Raw genomic sequence first — 17,122 nt, forward strand, 5'->3', positions numbered from 1 at the left:
TTCAAAATATTGTCCTTTAAATATTAGAAAGTTCTACCAATGGTAAATGTGAAGAATTCCTCATCATCACCTTCGTAAATTTTAACTGGTTTCGCTAGAGAGAAAACCAGTGGGCCCATCGGAGACATCCACTGAAGGGCTGCACCATAAGATGAACGGTAATTGGTTGGATCTGAGTAATCGTAGTAGTACTGGCTGCCACTGTTAGGTGCGCCACGGTCTACGAACTCGGTATCCCACACACTTGCCATGTCGAAGAAGACACTGGTTCGGATTTGGCTACGCGCTTCATCAGAAGCAAACGGTGTAGGTACAATTAACTCTAAACTCGCCAAAGCAACCGCGTTACCACCAACCGAGTCATCGGTAGCAGAATCGTATGTAGGGTTGTTACCCGTGCTGTTTCCGTAAACGGCTTTTGGACCCGCTGAGTTAGAACCAAAGCCACGCAGCGTTGTAAAACCACCCGCGTAGTAGTTCTCGTAGAATGGGAACAAGTTATCATTACCATCCGTTTGACCATAACCATTACCATAGCCTAATCGGCCACGCATCAATAGTGTGAACTCATGCTTTTTGGTCAGCGGGATGTAATGTTTTACATCGTACTGAGCTTTGAAGTACTTAGCATCAGAGCCTGGTACTGTCATTTTAGCAAAAGCACGTTGGTGGTTACCTTCTGTAGGGAAGAAACCACGGTTAAGGTTGTTACGAGTCCAAGAGATATTGATATCGAAGTCATCGGTTAGGATGTGTTCGTCACCATATTGGTCAATACTTCTCGCGAACTGCTCAACTTGGATATAAGTCGGAACGTTACCGATCTTGTTGTGCGTGTAGCCTACGCCAAATTCGATACGGTTAAGCTCATCCACAGGGAAACCCCATGTTAGGCTGGTACCATAACTTTGGTTGGTATAGTCGACGATACCCGCTTCAGATGCTTCAAACTCGTTGTAGAAGATCTTACCGCCCAAACTCACACCATCAAGGTTCCAGTATGGGTCACGGTAGTCCAAGCTCACGTTCTTTTGGTAATCGTTCATCATGGCACTTACGCCAACACGGTTACCAGAACCAGCAAAATTGTCTTGTTGTAGGCCAACTTGGAAGCTCACACCCGATTCAGTACCGTAGCCGACACCAAAGTTGATGCTACCTGAGTTTGCTTCTTTTACGTTGTAAACCAAATCGACTTGATCGTCACTACCAGGAACACGTACTGTTTGTACATCAACCGTTTCGAAGAAACCTAAACGGTTAAGTCGGCTCTTACCAGTATCAATCGATCGAGAGTTAAGCCAGCTGCCTTCCATTTGACGCATTTCACGACGTAGAACTTCATCTTTAGTCGAGTTGTTACCCGTAAAGCGAATATCACGAACGTAGATACGGCTGCCCGCTTCTACATTGATAACAAGTGAAACCTCTTTGGTCTCATCATCGAATTCAGGAATAGTACGAACTTGTGGGTAGGCATAACCTGATTCACCAAGAATTCGCTTAACGCCCTCTTCTAAAGACGTTACAGAAGAGCCGTTGTACGTATCGCCATCTTCAAATGGGACTAATGCATCAAAGTCAGCCTCACGGCCAATTAGCTCACCACGAAACGCGACATCTTTAACGGTGTATGCTTCGCCTTCATCAATACCGAGCGTGATGTAAACGCCTTTCTTGTCTGGAGAGATCGCAACTTGTGTCGAATCCACCTTAAACTTAAGGTAACCACGATCAAGATAGTAAGATTTCAGTGCTTCGATATCACCCGCTAAAACCTGCTTCTGGTATTTTTCATCGGCAAGGAAGTTCCACCATGCAACATCTACGTTTAGGTTAAAACGGCTAAGAAGTTCAGCATCAGAATAGACTTCGTTTCCGATAAAGTTAATTTGCTGAATCTTCGCAGATACGCCTTCAGTGAACACAAACTTAAGGTCAGAACGGTTACGTGGCAATGGAGTCACAACCGCTTTTACTGTCGCGTTGTATTTACCTACGCTGTAGTAAAAATCTTCTAGACCTTTCTCGATGTTACTCAGCGTTGTACGGTCAAGCGCTTCACCTTCACGAACACCAGATGCATCTAGGTTCTGTTGAAGTTGCTCTTCTTTAATCGCTTTGTTACCCGAGAATGAAATGCTTGCGATGGTTGGTCGTTCTTTAACTTGAACAATCAATACACCTTCATCACGCAGTACTTTAACGTCCTCAAAGTTACCGGAAGCATATAATGCACGAATGATCTCAGATACATCGCCTTCTTCTACTTGATCGCCAATACGCACCGGCATTTTCAGTAGAGCAGCACCAAGTGCAACACGCTGTAAACCTTCGATCTTAATATCTTGAACTACAAAGTTTTGTGCTCCGTTCGCAGCCACACTAGTGGCCAATAGACTTGCGAACAGAATTTGCTTAATCGCCATACTTATTCTAATTATTCCTTGCTACTAACAATGCCTGTAAGAAACCGTTTACAGACGAGTAAAATCGTTAAATATTGCCAGAGCCATCAAAGAGAAGATAATTGCACTTCCCAGTCGATACCCTATTTCCTGAACTTTCTCAGGGACGGGTTTACGAGTAATGGCTTCAATAGCGAAAAAGAGCAAATGTCCGCCATCAAGCATAGGCAGCGGAACCAAATTAATGATACCTAAGTTAACACTGATCAAAGCCAAAAAGCCCAAGAAGTAAACCAGACCATAATCGGCGGTTGTACCTGCACCTTTGGCAATCGAAATAGGGCCACTTAGGTTATTTAAGCCAACATCACCAACGATGAGCTTTTTAAGCATTGTCAGCGTCAAACCAATGATCTGACCTGTTTTATCAAATGCTTTTCCTACAGACTCAATTACACCAAATTGTAACTCAAAGCGATAATCTTCTGGCCATTCTGCGACTTCTGGAGCAATACCCGCATAGCCGATTGTTGAACCATCAGAAAGCTCGCGACTTTTTGGAGTAAGAACCAATTGCTGCTTCACACCATTTCGCAACACGCTGACGTTTATCGAGGTTTCCGGATTCGCTCGAATTAACTCAACAACCGATTGCCACTGTTCAATAGGTTGCTCATTAATTTCGACAATTTTATCACCCGCTTCGAATCCTGCAGAGTATGCTGCACCGTCTTCAATAATTTGAGCGAGCGTTGTCGATATTTCTGGCGAATACGGTCTAAAACCAAGCGTTGTCATTGCAGATTCAGTTTCTGGGTTAAACGACCAGTCTGAAATGTCCAATGTCATTTGTTGCTCAAAGCCAATATCATCTGGAGAAGAAACCGTTACAGTCATGGATTGATCACCAATATGTGATATCAAACCCATGTTTACTGATTCCCAATCTGCGGTTTTGATTCCTGAAATAGATTTAAGTTCCATTCCACTTTCAATTCCGGCTTGTGCCACGATAGATTGAGGAGTGACTTCTCCAATTACCGGTTTAACCGCTGGTACGCCGATCAAAAATACTAACCAATATGCGAACACCGCAAAGATAAAGTTAAATGCAGGACCTGCACCCACTATCGCTGTTCGTTTCCATAACGGCTTCTTATCAAAAGCGTATTGCTGCTCTTCGTCAGAAAGGTCGTCAACACGACCATCAAGCATTTTAACGTAGCCGCCCAATGGAATCACTGACAAGCTGTATTCCGTGCCATCACGGCCAACTTTGCTCCAGATTGATTTACCAAAACCAATCGAAAATTTTTCGACTTTTACACCACAACGACGAGCAACCCAGAAATGTCCAAACTCATGAACAGCGACCAGAATGCCAAGCGCTACAATAAAAGATGCGAAGTTCCACAGAATTCCACTCATGCTAGCTGCTCTTTAATAAATTGAATGGCTATTTGACGAGACATATTATCGAGCTCAAGAAGGCTTTCCAAGCTATCTAAGCCCTCAGAGTTATATTGTTCACATACTTTGCTCATAACATGCTCGTTAATGATAGCAATATCGGTAAACTTCACTTGATTGTTCAAGAAAGCATCGACTGCAATTTCGTTTGCCGCATTAATTGCTGTTGTCGCATGCTGACCTAAGTAGCACGCTTCGATTGCTAATCTCAAACATGGGTAACGAGTTAAATCAGGCTCTAAGAATGTCAGCTCGCCAATCTTAGTGAAGTCCAACGGCTTAACACCCGCTTCAGTACGATCAGGGTAAGACATGGTCAAAGCTATGGGGGTCGCCATATCGGGTTCGCCCATTTGAGCCAGTACCGAGCCATCTTTGTACTGAACCATAGAATGAATCACAGACTGAGGGTGGATAATGACTTTGAGTTGCTCTTGAGAGGCATTAAATAACCACTTAGCCTCAATGTACTCTAAGCCTTTATTCATCATAGTTGCTGAATCAACAGAGATCTTAGGTCCCATTGACCAGTTAGGGTGTGCGATAGCACGCTCTGGAGTAACTGATTCAAGCTCTGCAACATCGGTATAGCGGAAAGGACCTCCAGAACCCGTCAAGAGAATATGGTTGATACCGTTCTCTTCCAGATTACAACGACCTAGATTGGTTTGTACATTTTGCGGTAGGCATTGAAAGATAGCATTGTGCTCACTATCGACAGGAAGTAGCTCAGCGCCATATTTTTCTACTGCGTCGATGAACAGCTGTCCTGACATCACTAAGGCTTCTTTATTAGCCAGTAAGATACGTTTGCCAACTTTAACTGCCGACATAGTAGGAAGCAGACCCGCCGCCCCAACAATCGCGGCCATCACAGTGTCTACTTCTTTTAAAGAAGCGACCTGACACATCCCTTCAGGACCAGAGAGCACCTCTGTTTTAGGATGGCTGGCAGACAAAATTTCAGCTAATCGAGACGCTGCATCTGGGCACGCCATAGCTACGTAGCTAGGGTTCCACTTTTCAACTAACGCCAACATCTTGTCGACATTCGTACCTGCTGCTAGTGCGACAACTGAATAGAGCGTCGGGTTTTTCTCGACCACTTTCAGTGTACTTGCACCGATAGAGCCTGTAGCACCAAGGATAGTTAGATTTCGCATCGCATATGACCGTAGAAATGTAATAAAGGGCAGAATCACTGCCCTTTTTATTAGAATGCTAAATAAAGCAGAGCAAAGACAGGGAATGCAGCCGTTAAGCTATCTATTCTATCAAGTATACCACCATGACCAGGAATCAGATTACTACTGTCCTTGACCCCGGAAACACGCTTAAACATGCTTTCAACAAGATCACCAAGAACAGAGATAACAACCGTCACGAGGGTGATAACAATCATGTGAAGAGGACTGGTAAACTGGATATCAAACAAGTCAGCAAAGATCCAAGCCACGATCACCGCAGTAATAATACCGCCAATAAGACCTTCAATCGTCTTATTAGGGCTTACCGCTGGAGCCATCTTACGTTTACCAAAACTCTTACCTGAGAAGTATGCGCCGCTATCTGCAGCCCACACGAGCAAGCAAACAAACATCACTAGCTTTGCACCATGGTAAGGATCTGTATCGATACCGTTAGCGCGTAGAATCACCACACTCCAAAAGAAAGGCAGCAGAGTAAGCAATCCAAAGCCGTGTCTAAGAATAGAAGAGTCTTTCCATGCTGGCATAGACTTAGGGTAAGTCACCGCCATACAACTCGCTATCACCCACCAGATCGAACCAATACTAAGAATGGCGTAGTGAGCACTAGAAAGGTTGTTAAGGCTAAATGCATCAAAAGGGATAAAAGCAAAACTGGCAGCACTAACCACAACCGTTGGAATCAACGCTAAATAACGCGATTTGCTTTCAACAAACTGAGTCCACTCCCAAAAGCCCAATAGCGTAATTACCGCTAATGAAAGTATAAATGTGGGAAGTGATAACTCGAAAATACCTAGAATAACTAGGGGAGCCAAAATCAACGCCGTAATAATTCGTTGTTTCAAACCAAAAAATCCTTATTAACTGTCCATCAGAGCTTTAATCTGCTCACCAGTGCATCCAAAACGACGCTCACGGTTTACAAACCAAGTCACAGCTTCTACTAAGCTGTCTTCATTAAAGTCTGGCCAGAATTGTTCAGTGAAATACATTTCAGCGTAAGCCAATTGCCAAAGCATAAAGTTACTAATGCGACATTCACCACTAGTGCGAATCAGCAGATCAACTTCAGGAATATCAGACATTGTTAGGTGCTGTGTAATCATAGCTTCATCAATGTCTTCTACATTAATATCACCAGACTTTACCTGCTGAGCAATAGAGGTCATTGCTTGCTGAATATCCCATTTACCGCCGTAGTTAGCAGCAATATTGATAACCATACCGGTATTGGCGCTAGTCAAAGCCTCAGCTTCTTCTATCTTCTTTTGTAGTCGATCGTTGAAACGACTTTTATCACCAATAACACGAAGCTGTAGATTATTTTTATGAAGCTTTTTTACTTCACTAGAGAGGACTGAGATAAACAGTTCCATCAAAATACCGACTTCTTCTTCTGGTCGACGCCAGTTCTCGCTGCTAAATGCAAAAAGTGTAACAGCTTTGATGCCAAGTCTGGCAGCAGAAGAGATGGTTTTTCGAACGGCTTGAACACCGTTTTTATGGCCAAAGACGCGAGGCTTGCCCTGAGCTTTTGCCCAGCGGCCATTACCATCCATAATGATAGCAATGTGTTTAGGAAGAGAGTCTGTGAACGCTTGAGAATTATGCATAAAAGAGTGAATCAAATTCTAATAGTCGAACAGAGTAGCATAAAAAAACGCTGAACAGTGAGTACAGCGTTTTTCCGGTAAGTAAAGAATATGGGAAATTAAACTTCCATCAACTCTTTTTCTTTCGTCGCTAGAACTTCATCTACGTTCTTAACAGCAACGTCAGTTAGCTTTTGAATTTCGTCTTGTGCTTTACGATCTTCATCTTCAGAAATTTCTTTGTCTTTCAGAAGTGCTTTAAGATCGCCATTCGCGTCACGACGGATGTTACGGATAGCAACACGGCCACCTTCAGCTTCGCCACGAACGATTTTAACTAGGTCTTTACGACGCTCTTCCGTTAGCGGTGGAAGTGGAACACGGATAACTGTACCAGCAGACATAGGGTTTAGGCCTAGGTCAGACGACATGATTGCTTTTTCAACAAGAGGCGTCAGTGTTTTATCAAATACAGTGATCGCTAGAGTACGTGCGTCTTCAGCAATAACGTTAGCAACTTGGGTCAAAGGCGTTGGTGCACCGTAGTACTCAACAGTCAGACCAGAAAGTAGGCTCGGGTGTGCACGACCTGTACGAATCTTTTGCAGGCTGTTTTTTAGTGCATCAACACTTTTTACCATGCGCTCTTGAGCGTCTTTTTTGATTTCGTTAATCACAATTTCACCTTGATTATGTTCTTTCTTCAAGAAAGCTTTTTATTTGGAGTGATAAGGATAAGCTTACCAAAGTGTAAACCTCAGTAAGCCCGAAAAATTAGTCAGCATCGCTGATTAATGTACCTTCAGTTTCACCCATAACCACGCGGCGTAGTGCGCCTGGTTTATTCATGTTAAATACACGGATTGGCATTTTGTGATCACGTGCTAGCGTAAATGCAGCCAAATCCATTACTTTCAATTCTTTCTCAAGAATCGTGTTGTAAGACAAAGTATCATACAGCTCTGCGTCTGGGTTTGCTACTGGGTCAGCAGTAAATACACCATCTACTTTCGTCGCTTTTAGAACTACGTCAGCTTCGATTTCGATACCACGTAGACACGCAGCAGAATCTGTAGTGAAGAATGGGTTACCAGTACCTGCAGAGAAGATCACAACGCGACCTTGACGCAGTTGGCTGATTGCATCTGCCCAGTTGTAATCGTCACACACACCTTTAAGAGGGATAGCAGACATTACACGTGCGTTTACGTAAGCACGGTGTAGAGCATCACGCATTGCAAGGCCGTTCATTACCGTTGCAAGCATACCCATGTGGTCACCAACAACGCGGTTCATACCTGCTTCAGCAAGGCCTGCACCACGGAAAAGGTTACCGCCACCGATAACAACACCTACTTGAACACCTAGTTCAACCAATTCTTTTACTTCTTGAGCCATACGATCAAGGATCGTCGGGTCAATACCAAAACCTTCTTCGCCTTGTAGTGCTTCACCGCTAAGTTTTAACAGAATACGTTGATACGCCGGTTTAGGGTTCGTAGTCATGGAGTTTACCTTCCAAAGAGTTGATGATTAACAGTCATGGATAAAAACTGATTAGCTCAGTTCGCATTCATAACAGCTAAAAGCCAAAAATAATTCACTATTCATAAAAAGACCGCAGCATTTGCCACGGTCTTTTTTTCAATCAATACGCTAAGGATTAACCTTGTTGTACCGCTGCAACTTCGTCTGCGAAGCTCATTTCAGCAGCTTTCTCGATACCTTCACCAACTTCTAAACGAACGAAGGTAGTAACTGATGCGCCTTTCTCTTTAAGAATGTCAGCAACAGTTTTCTTAGGTTCCATGATGAAAGCTTGACCAGTAAGAGATACTTCGCCCGTGAATTTCTTCATACGGCCGATAACCATTTTCTCAGCGATCTCTTGTGGTTTGCCTTCGTTCATAGCGATTTCTACTTGAACAGCTTTTTCTTTTTCTACTACGTCAGCAGGTACGTCAGATGGGTTAACGTACTCAGGCTTAGAAGCAGCAACGTGCATAGCGATGTGCTTAAGCGTTTCAGCTTCGCCTTCACCAGCAACAACAACACCGATTTTCTCGCCGTGACGGTAAGAAGCTAGTGCAACACCTTCAACAAGCTCAACACGACGGATGCTGATGTTCTCACCGATCTTAGTTACTAGAGCGATACGTGCGTCTTCAAATTTAGCTTGAAGAGCAGTGATGTCTAGACGTTCAGCTAGAGCCGCTTCAGCAACTTCGTTAGCGAATGCAAGGAAACCTGCATCTTTAGCTACGAAATCAGTTTGGCAGTTCACTTCAAGAAGAGCAGCAACGCCAGCTTCTTCTTTAATGATGATTGTGCCTTCTGCAGCAACGTTACCAGCTTTTTTAGCTGCTTTCGCTGCGCCAGATTTACGCATGTTTTCAATTGCTAGCTCGATGTCGCCTTCAGCAGCAACAAGCGCTTTTTTACATTCCATCATGCCCGCTGCTGTGCGTTCACGAAGTTCTTTAACTAGAGCTGCAGTTACAGTTGCCATTCTCTATTCCTTAGTAAATTCTAAAAAAGATAAAAAACAGGGGCCTAATTAATTGGCCCCTGATATTGACTGTATTCAGTCCGTTAAGCCATCGATTATGACCGCTTAATATGAACTAAATATGGCTCAGAGCCGCTATTATTCAGCTTCTACAAAACCGTCTTTTTCAGCAGCTACAGCAGCAACATCTTTGTTACGACCTTCTTTAACCGCGTCTGCAGCAGCGTTTAGGTAAAGCTGTACTGCACGGATTGCATCATCGTTACCTGGGATAACGAAGTCAACGCCGTCTGGGTTAGAGTTAGTATCAACTACAGCGTAAACTGGGATACCTAGGTTGTTTGCTTCTTTAACTGCGATGTGTTCGTGATCAGCATCGATAACGAATAGAGCGTCTGGAAGGCCGCCCATGTTCTTGATACCACCAAGAGATTTCTCTAGCTTCTCCATTTCACGAGTACGCATTAGAGCTTCTTTCTTAGTAAGCTTGTCGAAAGTACCGTCTTGAGCTTGCGCTTCAAGTTCTTTCAGACGCTTGATAGACTGACGAACAGTTTTGTAGTTCGTTAGCATACCGCCTAACCAGCGGTTGTTAACGTAGAACTGGTTGCTGTTGATAGCAGCTTCTTTAACAGCTTCAGATGCAGCGCGCTTAGTACCAACAAAAAGAACTTTACCTTTCTTCTCGCCAACTTTAGCAATTTCAGCTAGAGCTTCGTTGAACATTGGTACAGTTTTTTCTAGGTTGATGATATGAACTTTGCTACGAGCGCCAAAGATGAATGGCTTCATTTTTGGGTTCCAGTAACGAGTTTGGTGACCGAAGTGAACACCAGCTTTAAGCATATCGCGCATTGATACAGTTGCCATTTTAAAATCCTCTATGGGGTTAGGCCTCCACACTCCCCATGAATCCGACCCCTAACAACTAACCACTTTTTCAGCCGTTATCTGTGTTGTTGAGGCACCCCGGAACATGTGTCGGAATGTGTGTGATTTAAAGATATAAGTTAGTGGACACGAAGCTTGTTTCGCCAATTGGAGAAAACAGTCCTGATGTCCGGCGCGCTTTATACCATATTTTGTCCATCTATGGCTAGAAAAAAATATAAAAATGGCGGTTGCTATACTGATCTTTGACGCTGTATTTCTCTTATAAATAGTATCAATAACGCAAGAGGCAATCGGCTTAAAGTTGAACACTATTCAATCACGCTTAGTAGTATCCACCAGCATTATATGGGTATCAGAATGTTGCGCTAAAATGCTGCACTGCTAGAATAGCCCCAATATGCACACTTAGGTGCTACCAAATTAAGAGATATGCAATGGCTGTAAAAATTAAAACTGCTGAAGAAATTCAAAAAATGCGCGTTGCCGGTAAGCTGGCTTCTGAAATTCTAGAGATGATTGAACCTCATATCCAAGTAGGTACCACGACAGAAGAACTGAATAAGATCTGTCATGAGTACGCTCTAGAAAGAGGCGCATACTCAGCACCACTTGATTACCACGGTTTCCCTAAGTCAATCTGTACGTCTATCAACCACATCGTATGTCACGGTATTCCAGCATCACAAGATGAGACTGGTAGTACAGGTCAATTCAAACCTGCTGTATTGAAAGATGGCGATATTCTAAACGTTGATATCACTGTGATTGTTCCTGATGACGAAAATGCTGACCTAAGCACTCGTCCGCAAGGTTACCACGGTGACACATCTAAGATGTTCCTTGTGGGTGAAGTTTCTCCAGCAAACAAACGTCTATGCATGGTTGCTCAAGAAGCACTTTACGAAGGCATGCGCCAAGTAAAACCAGGTGTTCAGCTTGGTCAAATTGGTACGGCTATCGAGAAGTACATCAAAACCAACAATAAGAACAACCCACGCGCTAAGTTCTCTATCGTGAAAGATTACTGTGGCCACGGCATCGGTTCTGAGTTCCACGAAGATCCACAAGTGGTTCACTACAAAAACAGTGACCGTACCGTACTGAAAGCTGGCATGTGTTTCACAATCGAGCCAATGATCAATGCTGGTAAGTTTGGCTGCCGTCTTGATGACGAAGATAGCTGGACAGTGTACACAGCAGACAGCAAGAACTCTGCACAGTGGGAACACACACTGGTTGTAACGGAAACAGGTTGTGAAGTACTAACACTACGCAGCGACGATACGATTCCACGTATCATGAAGAACGCTTAGTTCAACAAGCTGAATACATCAGACTTTTAAAAATATCCCCGCATTGTCGGGGATATTTTTTTATCTGCGTAATTTCGATTTTCCATCACCTTCTGTTAAATTGTTAAATACTCTCATTTGCTTGCACGGATAGCAGACTATGCCTTATCAATGCCCTATTACGTTCAATGACGAACAAATTGAAATCTGCGAATTAAAAAATCAACTCGAAATCTTCACGCAGTATCAGAAAGATGAATTTCTCAATCATCATCCTGTGACAGACCTAGTGTTGCTACGCTCTGAATATATGGACTTGCTCCTCAACCGATTATGGGATCATTTTGGGTTCAGCAAACTGCCTCATATTGCGTTGGTCGCTGTGGGTGGTTATGGCCGCGGCGAACTGCACCCGTTATCCGACATTGATATCTTAATCGTATCGCAAAAGACGCTGCCTCCAGCGCTTGGTGAAAAAGTCAGTCAGTTCATCACGCTACTTTGGGATTTGAGACTCGAAGTTGGCCATGCGGTGCGTACCATTGCCGAGTGCATTGAGATTGGTAGTGACGATTTAACGGTAGCGACCAACTTGCAAGAATCGCGCTTACTGTGTGGCAGTGAAGACACCTTCCAAGAGCTGAAACTAAAGATTCATTCCGATTCATTCTGGCCAAGTGAGACATTTTACAAAGCCAAGATTCAAGAGCAAAGAGAGCGTCATGCTCGCTACCACGACACCACCTACAATCTAGAACCGGACATCAAATCAACACCCGGCGGGTTAAGAGACATCCACACTCTGAGTTGGGTAGCACGTAGACACTTTGGTGCTACCTCTCTACTGGAGATGAGCAAATACGGATTCCTCACCGATGCTGAATATCGCGAACTTGTCGAGTGCCAAGATTTCTTATGGCGCGTTCGCTTTGCATTGCATATCGAACTGCGCCGTTACGACAACCGTCTTACCTTCGCGCATCAGGCTCAAGTAGCCGAACACCTTGGTTATACTGGTGAAGGCAATCGTGGCGTAGAAATGATGATGAAGGAGTTCTACCGAACACTTCGTCGTGTAGCAGAGCTCAACAAGATGTTGCTTAAGCTGTTTGACCAAGCAATCATTAACGGTGGTCAAACACAAGAAGCCGAGATTCTCGACAATGACTTCCAACGTCGTGGTTCATTGATCGAAGCGCGTAAACCTGCCCTATTCCAAGCGCGACCAGAAACGATTCTCGATATGTTTATCCATATCGCGAATGACTCGACTATCGAAGGGGTCAGCCCGCCAACCTTGAGACAGCTGCGTACGGCACGTCGCCGATTGAACCGCTTCCTGCATACCATTCCTGAAGCGCGTGACAAGTTCATGGACTTGGTTCGCCACCCAAATGCACTGCACAAAGCTTTTAGCCTAATGCATAAACTGGGCGTGCTATCGGCCTATTTACCGCAGTGGAGTCAGATTGTTGGTCAAATGCAGTTTGATCTGTTCCATGTCTACACCGTGGATGAGCACAGTATTCGTCTGCTCAAGCACATCAACCGTTTTAACCAAATTGAAAACCACGATAAGCACCCAATTTGTTGTGAAGTGTACCCGCGAGTTCAGAAGAAAGAGCTGCTGATCCTCGCCGCTATCTTCCACGACATAGGCAAAGGTCGAGGTGGTGATCACTCGGAAATCGGCGCCGTTGAGGCTTACTCATTCTGTATTGAACACGGGTTGTCAAAACCAGAAGCAAAACAAGTCGCATGGCTCGTTCAGAATCACCTATTGATGTCTGTCACCGCCCAGCGCCGCGATATCTACGACCCTGATGTCATCACAGAGTTTGCTAAAAAAGTCCGCGACGAAGAATCATTAGAGCTACTGGTGTGCTTAACCGTCGCCGACATCTGTGCGACTAACCCTGAGTTGTGGAACAGCTGGAAACGCACCCTGTTAGCGGAGCTATTCCACTCAACGCAGAGAGCACTACGTCGTGGCTTGGAAAACCCAGTCGATGTCAGAGACCGTATTCGTCACAATCAGCAGATGGCATCAGCTCTGTTACGTAAAGAGGGGTTCACTGCTCGTGAGATTGAAGTGCTTTGGCAACGTTTCAAAGCCGATTACTTCTTACGTCATACACACAAGCAAATCGCTTGGCACTGTGAGCACTTACTTCGCCTAGAAGACCCGAGCCAACCGTTAGTTTTGATCAGTAAAAAAGCGACACGCGGTGGCACTGAGGTGTTTGTTTACTGTAAAGACCAAGCTGCACTTTTTGCGACTGTTGTGGCTGAATTGGATAGACGTAACTTCAACGTTCATGACGCGCAAGTCATGGTCAGTAAAGATGGCCATGTTTTGGATACCTTTATCGTACTCGATCAGCACGGTGAAGCGATTGATGAAGCGAGACACAAAGCCGTAGCTAAACATTTGACTCACGTTCTGGCTGATGGTCGTCCAACTAAAATTAGAACACGCAGAACGCCACGTAACTTACAGCACTTCAAGGTAAAAACTCTGGTCGAATTCCTACCGACCAAGAGTAAAAAACGCACCTTGATGGAACTCAGAGCCCTGGACACGCCGGGATTACTGGCTCAAGTTGGTGCAACCTTTGCTGAGTTAGACATCAATTTGCACGGCGCTAAAATTACCACCATCGGCGAACGTGCAGAGGATTTGTTTATTCTGACCAGTGAAGCGGGAGGAAGGTTGTCTGAAGAGCAGGAACAAGCGCTGAGAGAAAGATTAACAGAGCACGTTTCGGAACTCGCACCCTAAAAATAGAATTTAATCATCAAATAAGTGTGGGTAAAGATAGAGAGCGATCTTGCCCACAACTTACAATCAATTCCCATATATCAACTATCTAGCTCGTCGTTAGGCTGCTACATTGATCAAGTCAATTACATAAAAGTATTACATTCATAAACTAGAGGTCGCTTATGTATCCAAACCTCACTGGCTTAGGTATCCACGAACCTAAACAGATTGAACGTTACTCCCTTCGCCAAGAAGCTCACAAAGATATTCTTAAGATTTACTTCCGTAAACAGAAAGGCGAACTGTTCGCGAAAAGCGTTAAGTTTAAGTATCCACGACAAGTGAAAAGTGTGCTTGTTAGCGGTGGCAACAATCAATACAAAGAAGTGACCGAGATAAACCGTAATCTCACACTTGTAATTGATGAGCTCAATAAAATCACCAAGCCGATTCCAACCGCAGAAGTCGATGTGAAACAGAAAATTCTTACTGACTTACGCCACCTAGAAAAAGTGGTATCGAGTAAGATCGCAGAGATCGAAGCGGATCTAGAAAAGCTAAAATGATCCCGAGAATAGACAACTAACAACCACATTAGTTGTTCCACTCAGATCACACAGACATTAAAAAGGGCTGATATCACTATCAGCCCTTTGTTTTATTCTACTTTCTACGCTTAATTGACGCGCGTGTGTTTACTTAGACAAACGCGCTTCAGCATTCACTAAGTGGGTATCCCATTCAAAGGTTTCAAACAACCTTAACCACGTATCATCTAGATTGGCCTTCATCACCAACTCTTCTTTAGTGAAAGGGTGGATGAAACGCAATTCAGAGGCATGCAGTAACAAACGGTGCGAATCTAAATCATCTCGAAACAGTCGGTTATGCTTACCATCACCATGTGAAGTATCGCCAACGATTGGGTGTCTTAGGTGAGCCATATGACGACGTAGCTGATGTTTGCGTCCTGTCTTTGGCATCATCTCAACTAAGCAGTAACGACTGGTAGGGAAACGACCCGTTGAATACGGCACTTCGACTTTCGCTAACGGCTCGTAAACGGTGACGGCTTCTTGTGGTTCTTTATCTTCTTTCGCGAACTTGTCTGCGATCTTATCCAACTCGACCTTGAGTGCATAGTCGAGCGTATCGCCCTCTTCTATCCAACCACGAACAATCGCATGATAAGTCTTTTGCATCTCATGATTGGCGAACATCGGCATCACCTGTGAAGCAACCTCACTCGACAATGCAAACACCAACACACCCGATGTAGGTCGGTCTAAACGATGCAGAGGAAATACGTGCTGACCAATTTGATCGCGCAAAGTCTGCATAACAAATTGAGTCTCGTGTTTATCCAACCATGAGCGATGCACTAGCATACCCGCAGGCTTATTCACCGCGACAAAATACTCATCTTGATAAATGATCTCTAACATTACGCGCATACCTCATCAATGCTCAGAATCGTCACTAGCAGTTCAGCTTTGTCTGCCTCATTTTTCCACACTTCACCAAAATAAGGATGAATCGCAAAGCCTTTCGGTAGGCTCATTTTAGCATCCATCATTGCGTTGATCTTTACGATAAAGATCCACTGCAACCACTCTTCTGGCTGTAGCGAGTCAATCGCGAAAGGTTCAGCACTGGCCAGAGCTTCGTCCGAAGGTGGAACATCACTCCACAGAGAACATTGGCGCATTTGTTGTTCTAATTGTTGAAGTAAAAGAGGTAACTTTGTGGCAGCTGTCATTTTTCACCAAGTTATTTATCTAGTGACCTTGAAATTGGGGCATAGAGTACCATCTATTTAGGAAAGAAAGTTAGGAGCTTTATTACTATGGAAACCATTCACACGCTCACTCAGTTGCTAAAGAATAGCGGTTGCCAATACGACATCTACGACCTAGGTCGTCGTATCCAGAAAATCGACAACACCCTATTCTCTGATGTTGAGCAGGGCAAACAGCCATACCCGTTTCCACTTCAGAAACAAGCTCACTTAGCGATTAGCTACTGGAACGAACACAAACAGCCATGGATTTGGTTTCTAAAATTCAAACTGGACGAAAGAGGCTTATTACATCAAGGCGATGTGGGCAATTTTCTTAAGTTTGTTATCGAAGCAATGGGTACACGTTTGAACGGCGATATCAGCGAAGAGCAACAACAAAAGCTGTCAAACAACCCTTATACCTTCAAGCCTTCTGAAGACAAAATGGCCGTATTCCATAGCCAAGTAAGAGCTGGTTTAGACCTTACGACGAGCCAATATTACGAACACGCTCAGCATTACTTCACGGGTGAGCTTGGTTGGGATAATTGGAAAACGGTTGGACTACAAGGCATCACAGATATGTGCGCGCGTTTAGGCAGCCAACAAAACGGTGTTGCGATTCGTAAAGCCATCAATAAGCTGCCATCAGAACCGCTATACGCGACGTTAGGAGCGCTTGAGCATACACAAATCAATGACAAACTCGCGCAACGCTTACAAGAGCTTGCAGAGAATGAGATCGCAAGTAAAGAGCCTGATTTGTTCTTACTTTCAGCCTTGGTTCGTGCCCTTTCAGGTGCAGAACAAGGGATTGCGAATAACATCATTAACCAAGTTCTGGCTAGCCCGCGTCTAAGCCACCAAGAAGTGTTGATTGGTTTAGCGGGTCGCAGCTGGCATGCGCTACAAGACCCTGCGATTGCTGAGCAATTCTTGCTACGTCTCGCACAAACAGGTAATCAAAACCTGTTTAATCAGTTATTTGCTGATTTAGTGATGATTCCGACATTAAGAATGGTATTTTTACCCTTGTTGAATTCGAACCCATCACCTGAGCTCGCAAACGCATTGATTGAGTTACAACAAGCGGCTAAGTCCCAATAACGGACTGACGACTAATTCAAGAGCGGGTTTGCTCTATAGCTCGTTGAAATACCCTGTAATGACAATTGGAATAGAGATAAAAAGGAAGTATGGAT

The 17,122-nt window shown here is 44.2% G+C and carries 15 protein-coding genes; 4 read left to right on the plus strand and 11 right to left on the minus strand.

Annotated features, from left to right (window positions below):
- Positions 1 to 23: 23 nt before the first annotated feature.
- From bamA to rpsB, 9 genes are all read right to left on the minus strand, one after another.
- Positions 24 to 2,429, minus strand: coding sequence for an outer membrane protein assembly factor BamA (bamA, locus tag BCT49_RS09840; RefSeq protein WP_017107187.1), 2,406 nt, complete (start codon positions 2,427 to 2,429; stop codon positions 24 to 26).
- A gap of 48 nt (positions 2,430 to 2,477) precedes the next feature.
- Positions 2,478 to 3,836 carry a sigma E protease regulator RseP gene (gene rseP, locus BCT49_RS09845; RefSeq protein WP_102435070.1) on the minus strand — a complete coding sequence of 453 codons (1,359 nt, stop codon included), beginning with the start codon at positions 3,834 to 3,836 and terminating at the stop codon, positions 2,478 to 2,480.
- Positions 3,833 to 5,041 (minus strand): 1-deoxy-D-xylulose-5-phosphate reductoisomerase, encoded by a 1,209-nt coding sequence (gene ispC, locus BCT49_RS09850; protein WP_102435071.1) that lies wholly within the window; start codon positions 5,039 to 5,041, stop codon positions 3,833 to 3,835. The genes rseP and ispC overlap by 4 nt, the downstream gene beginning before the upstream one ends.
- Before the next feature lie 50 nt (positions 5,042 to 5,091).
- The gene (locus BCT49_RS09855; protein WP_102435072.1) at positions 5,092 to 5,934 is read right to left on the minus strand and encodes a phosphatidate cytidylyltransferase; all 843 of its coding nucleotides are present in this window, start codon (positions 5,932 to 5,934) and stop codon (positions 5,092 to 5,094) included.
- A 15-nt stretch (positions 5,935 to 5,949) separates the two neighbouring features.
- Positions 5,950 to 6,702, minus strand: coding sequence for an isoprenyl transferase (locus BCT49_RS09860; RefSeq protein WP_102314158.1), 753 nt, complete (start codon positions 6,700 to 6,702; stop codon positions 5,950 to 5,952).
- Positions 6,703 to 6,800: 98 nt separating this feature from the next.
- Positions 6,801 to 7,358, minus strand: a complete 558-nt coding sequence (frr, locus tag BCT49_RS09865) for a ribosome recycling factor (protein WP_029225913.1) — start codon at positions 7,356 to 7,358, stop codon at positions 6,801 to 6,803.
- A gap of 97 nt (positions 7,359 to 7,455) precedes the next feature.
- Complete coding sequence (pyrH, locus tag BCT49_RS09870) at positions 7,456 to 8,187, minus strand: UMP kinase (protein ID WP_009847418.1); 732 nt, start codon at positions 8,185 to 8,187, stop codon at positions 7,456 to 7,458.
- A 157-nt stretch (positions 8,188 to 8,344) separates the two neighbouring features.
- Complete coding sequence (gene tsf / locus BCT49_RS09875) at positions 8,345 to 9,190, minus strand: translation elongation factor Ts (RefSeq protein ID WP_017107181.1); 846 nt, start codon at positions 9,188 to 9,190, stop codon at positions 8,345 to 8,347.
- A gap of 138 nt (positions 9,191 to 9,328) precedes the next feature.
- Positions 9,329 to 10,060 carry a 30S ribosomal protein S2 gene (rpsB, locus tag BCT49_RS09880; RefSeq protein WP_032500394.1) on the minus strand — a complete coding sequence of 244 codons (732 nt, stop codon included), beginning with the start codon at positions 10,058 to 10,060 and terminating at the stop codon, positions 9,329 to 9,331.
- A gap of 458 nt (positions 10,061 to 10,518) precedes the next feature.
- On the opposite strand from rpsB, the gene map reads away from it, so the two are divergent.
- The 3 genes from map to BCT49_RS09895 all read left to right on the plus strand — a co-directional run bounded on the left by map (position 10,519) and on the right by BCT49_RS09895 (position 14,706).
- Positions 10,519 to 11,397 (plus strand): type I methionyl aminopeptidase, encoded by an 879-nt coding sequence (gene map / locus BCT49_RS09885; protein ID WP_076668294.1) that lies wholly within the window; start codon positions 10,519 to 10,521, stop codon positions 11,395 to 11,397.
- Positions 11,398 to 11,536: 139 nt separating this feature from the next.
- Entirely contained in the window at positions 11,537 to 14,158 is a 2,622-nt protein-coding gene (gene glnD / locus BCT49_RS09890) for a bifunctional uridylyltransferase/uridylyl-removing protein GlnD (protein WP_102435073.1), read from the plus strand.
- Between the two features lie 164 nt (positions 14,159 to 14,322).
- Positions 14,323 to 14,706, plus strand: a complete 384-nt coding sequence (locus tag BCT49_RS09895; RefSeq protein WP_017107178.1) for a DUF3461 family protein — start codon at positions 14,323 to 14,325, stop codon at positions 14,704 to 14,706.
- 129 nt (positions 14,707 to 14,835) lie between these two features.
- On the opposite strand, the gene truC is transcribed toward BCT49_RS09895, so the two are convergent.
- Complete coding sequence (truC, locus tag BCT49_RS09900) at positions 14,836 to 15,594, minus strand: tRNA pseudouridine(65) synthase TruC (protein ID WP_102435074.1); 759 nt, start codon at positions 15,592 to 15,594, stop codon at positions 14,836 to 14,838.
- A complete protein-coding gene (locus tag BCT49_RS09905) occupies positions 15,585 to 15,899 on the minus strand; it encodes a YqcC family protein (RefSeq protein WP_102435075.1) in 315 nt (104 codons plus the stop codon). The genes truC and BCT49_RS09905 overlap by 10 nt, the downstream gene beginning before the upstream one ends.
- A gap of 87 nt (positions 15,900 to 15,986) precedes the next feature.
- Between BCT49_RS09905 and BCT49_RS09910 the strand changes: the two genes are divergently transcribed.
- Positions 15,987 to 17,027, plus strand: a complete 1,041-nt coding sequence (locus BCT49_RS09910) for a DUF3549 family protein (RefSeq protein WP_102435076.1) — start codon at positions 15,987 to 15,989, stop codon at positions 17,025 to 17,027.
- Positions 17,028 to 17,122: the final 95 nt, after the last annotated feature.

Origin of the sequence: Vibrio lentus (assembly GCF_002875945.1) — a bacterium.
Lineage (GTDB): Bacteria > Pseudomonadota > Gammaproteobacteria > Enterobacterales > Vibrionaceae > Vibrio > Vibrio apostichopi.

Coding starts and splice junctions, on each gene's coding strand:
- bamA (WP_017107187.1), bottom strand. CDS start 2,429: ATGGCGATTAAGCAAATTCTGTTCGCAAGTCTATTGGCCACTAGTGTG.
- map (WP_076668294.1), top strand. CDS start 10,519: ATGGCTGTAAAAATTAAAACTGCTGAAGAAATTCAAAAAATGCGCGTT.
- ispC (WP_102435071.1), bottom strand. CDS start 5,041: ATGCGAAATCTAACTATCCTTGGTGCTACAGGCTCTATCGGTGCAAGT.
- BCT49_RS09895 (WP_017107178.1), top strand. CDS start 14,323: ATGTATCCAAACCTCACTGGCTTAGGTATCCACGAACCTAAACAGATT.
- BCT49_RS09910 (WP_102435076.1), top strand. CDS start 15,987: ATGGAAACCATTCACACGCTCACTCAGTTGCTAAAGAATAGCGGTTGC.
- BCT49_RS09860 (WP_102314158.1), bottom strand. CDS start 6,702: ATGCATAATTCTCAAGCGTTCACAGACTCTCTTCCTAAACACATTGCT.
- glnD (WP_102435073.1), top strand. CDS start 11,537: ATGCCTTATCAATGCCCTATTACGTTCAATGACGAACAAATTGAAATC.
- BCT49_RS09905 (WP_102435075.1), bottom strand. CDS start 15,899: ATGACAGCTGCCACAAAGTTACCTCTTTTACTTCAACAATTAGAACAA.
- truC (WP_102435074.1), bottom strand. CDS start 15,594: ATGCGCGTAATGTTAGAGATCATTTATCAAGATGAGTATTTTGTCGCG.
- tsf (WP_017107181.1), bottom strand. CDS start 9,190: ATGGCAACTGTAACTGCAGCTCTAGTTAAAGAACTTCGTGAACGCACA.
- rseP (WP_102435070.1), bottom strand. CDS start 3,836: ATGAGTGGAATTCTGTGGAACTTCGCATCTTTTATTGTAGCGCTTGGC.
- rpsB (WP_032500394.1), bottom strand. CDS start 10,060: ATGGCAACTGTATCAATGCGCGATATGCTTAAAGCTGGTGTTCACTTC.
- pyrH (WP_009847418.1), bottom strand. CDS start 8,187: ATGACTACGAACCCTAAACCGGCGTATCAACGTATTCTGTTAAAACTT.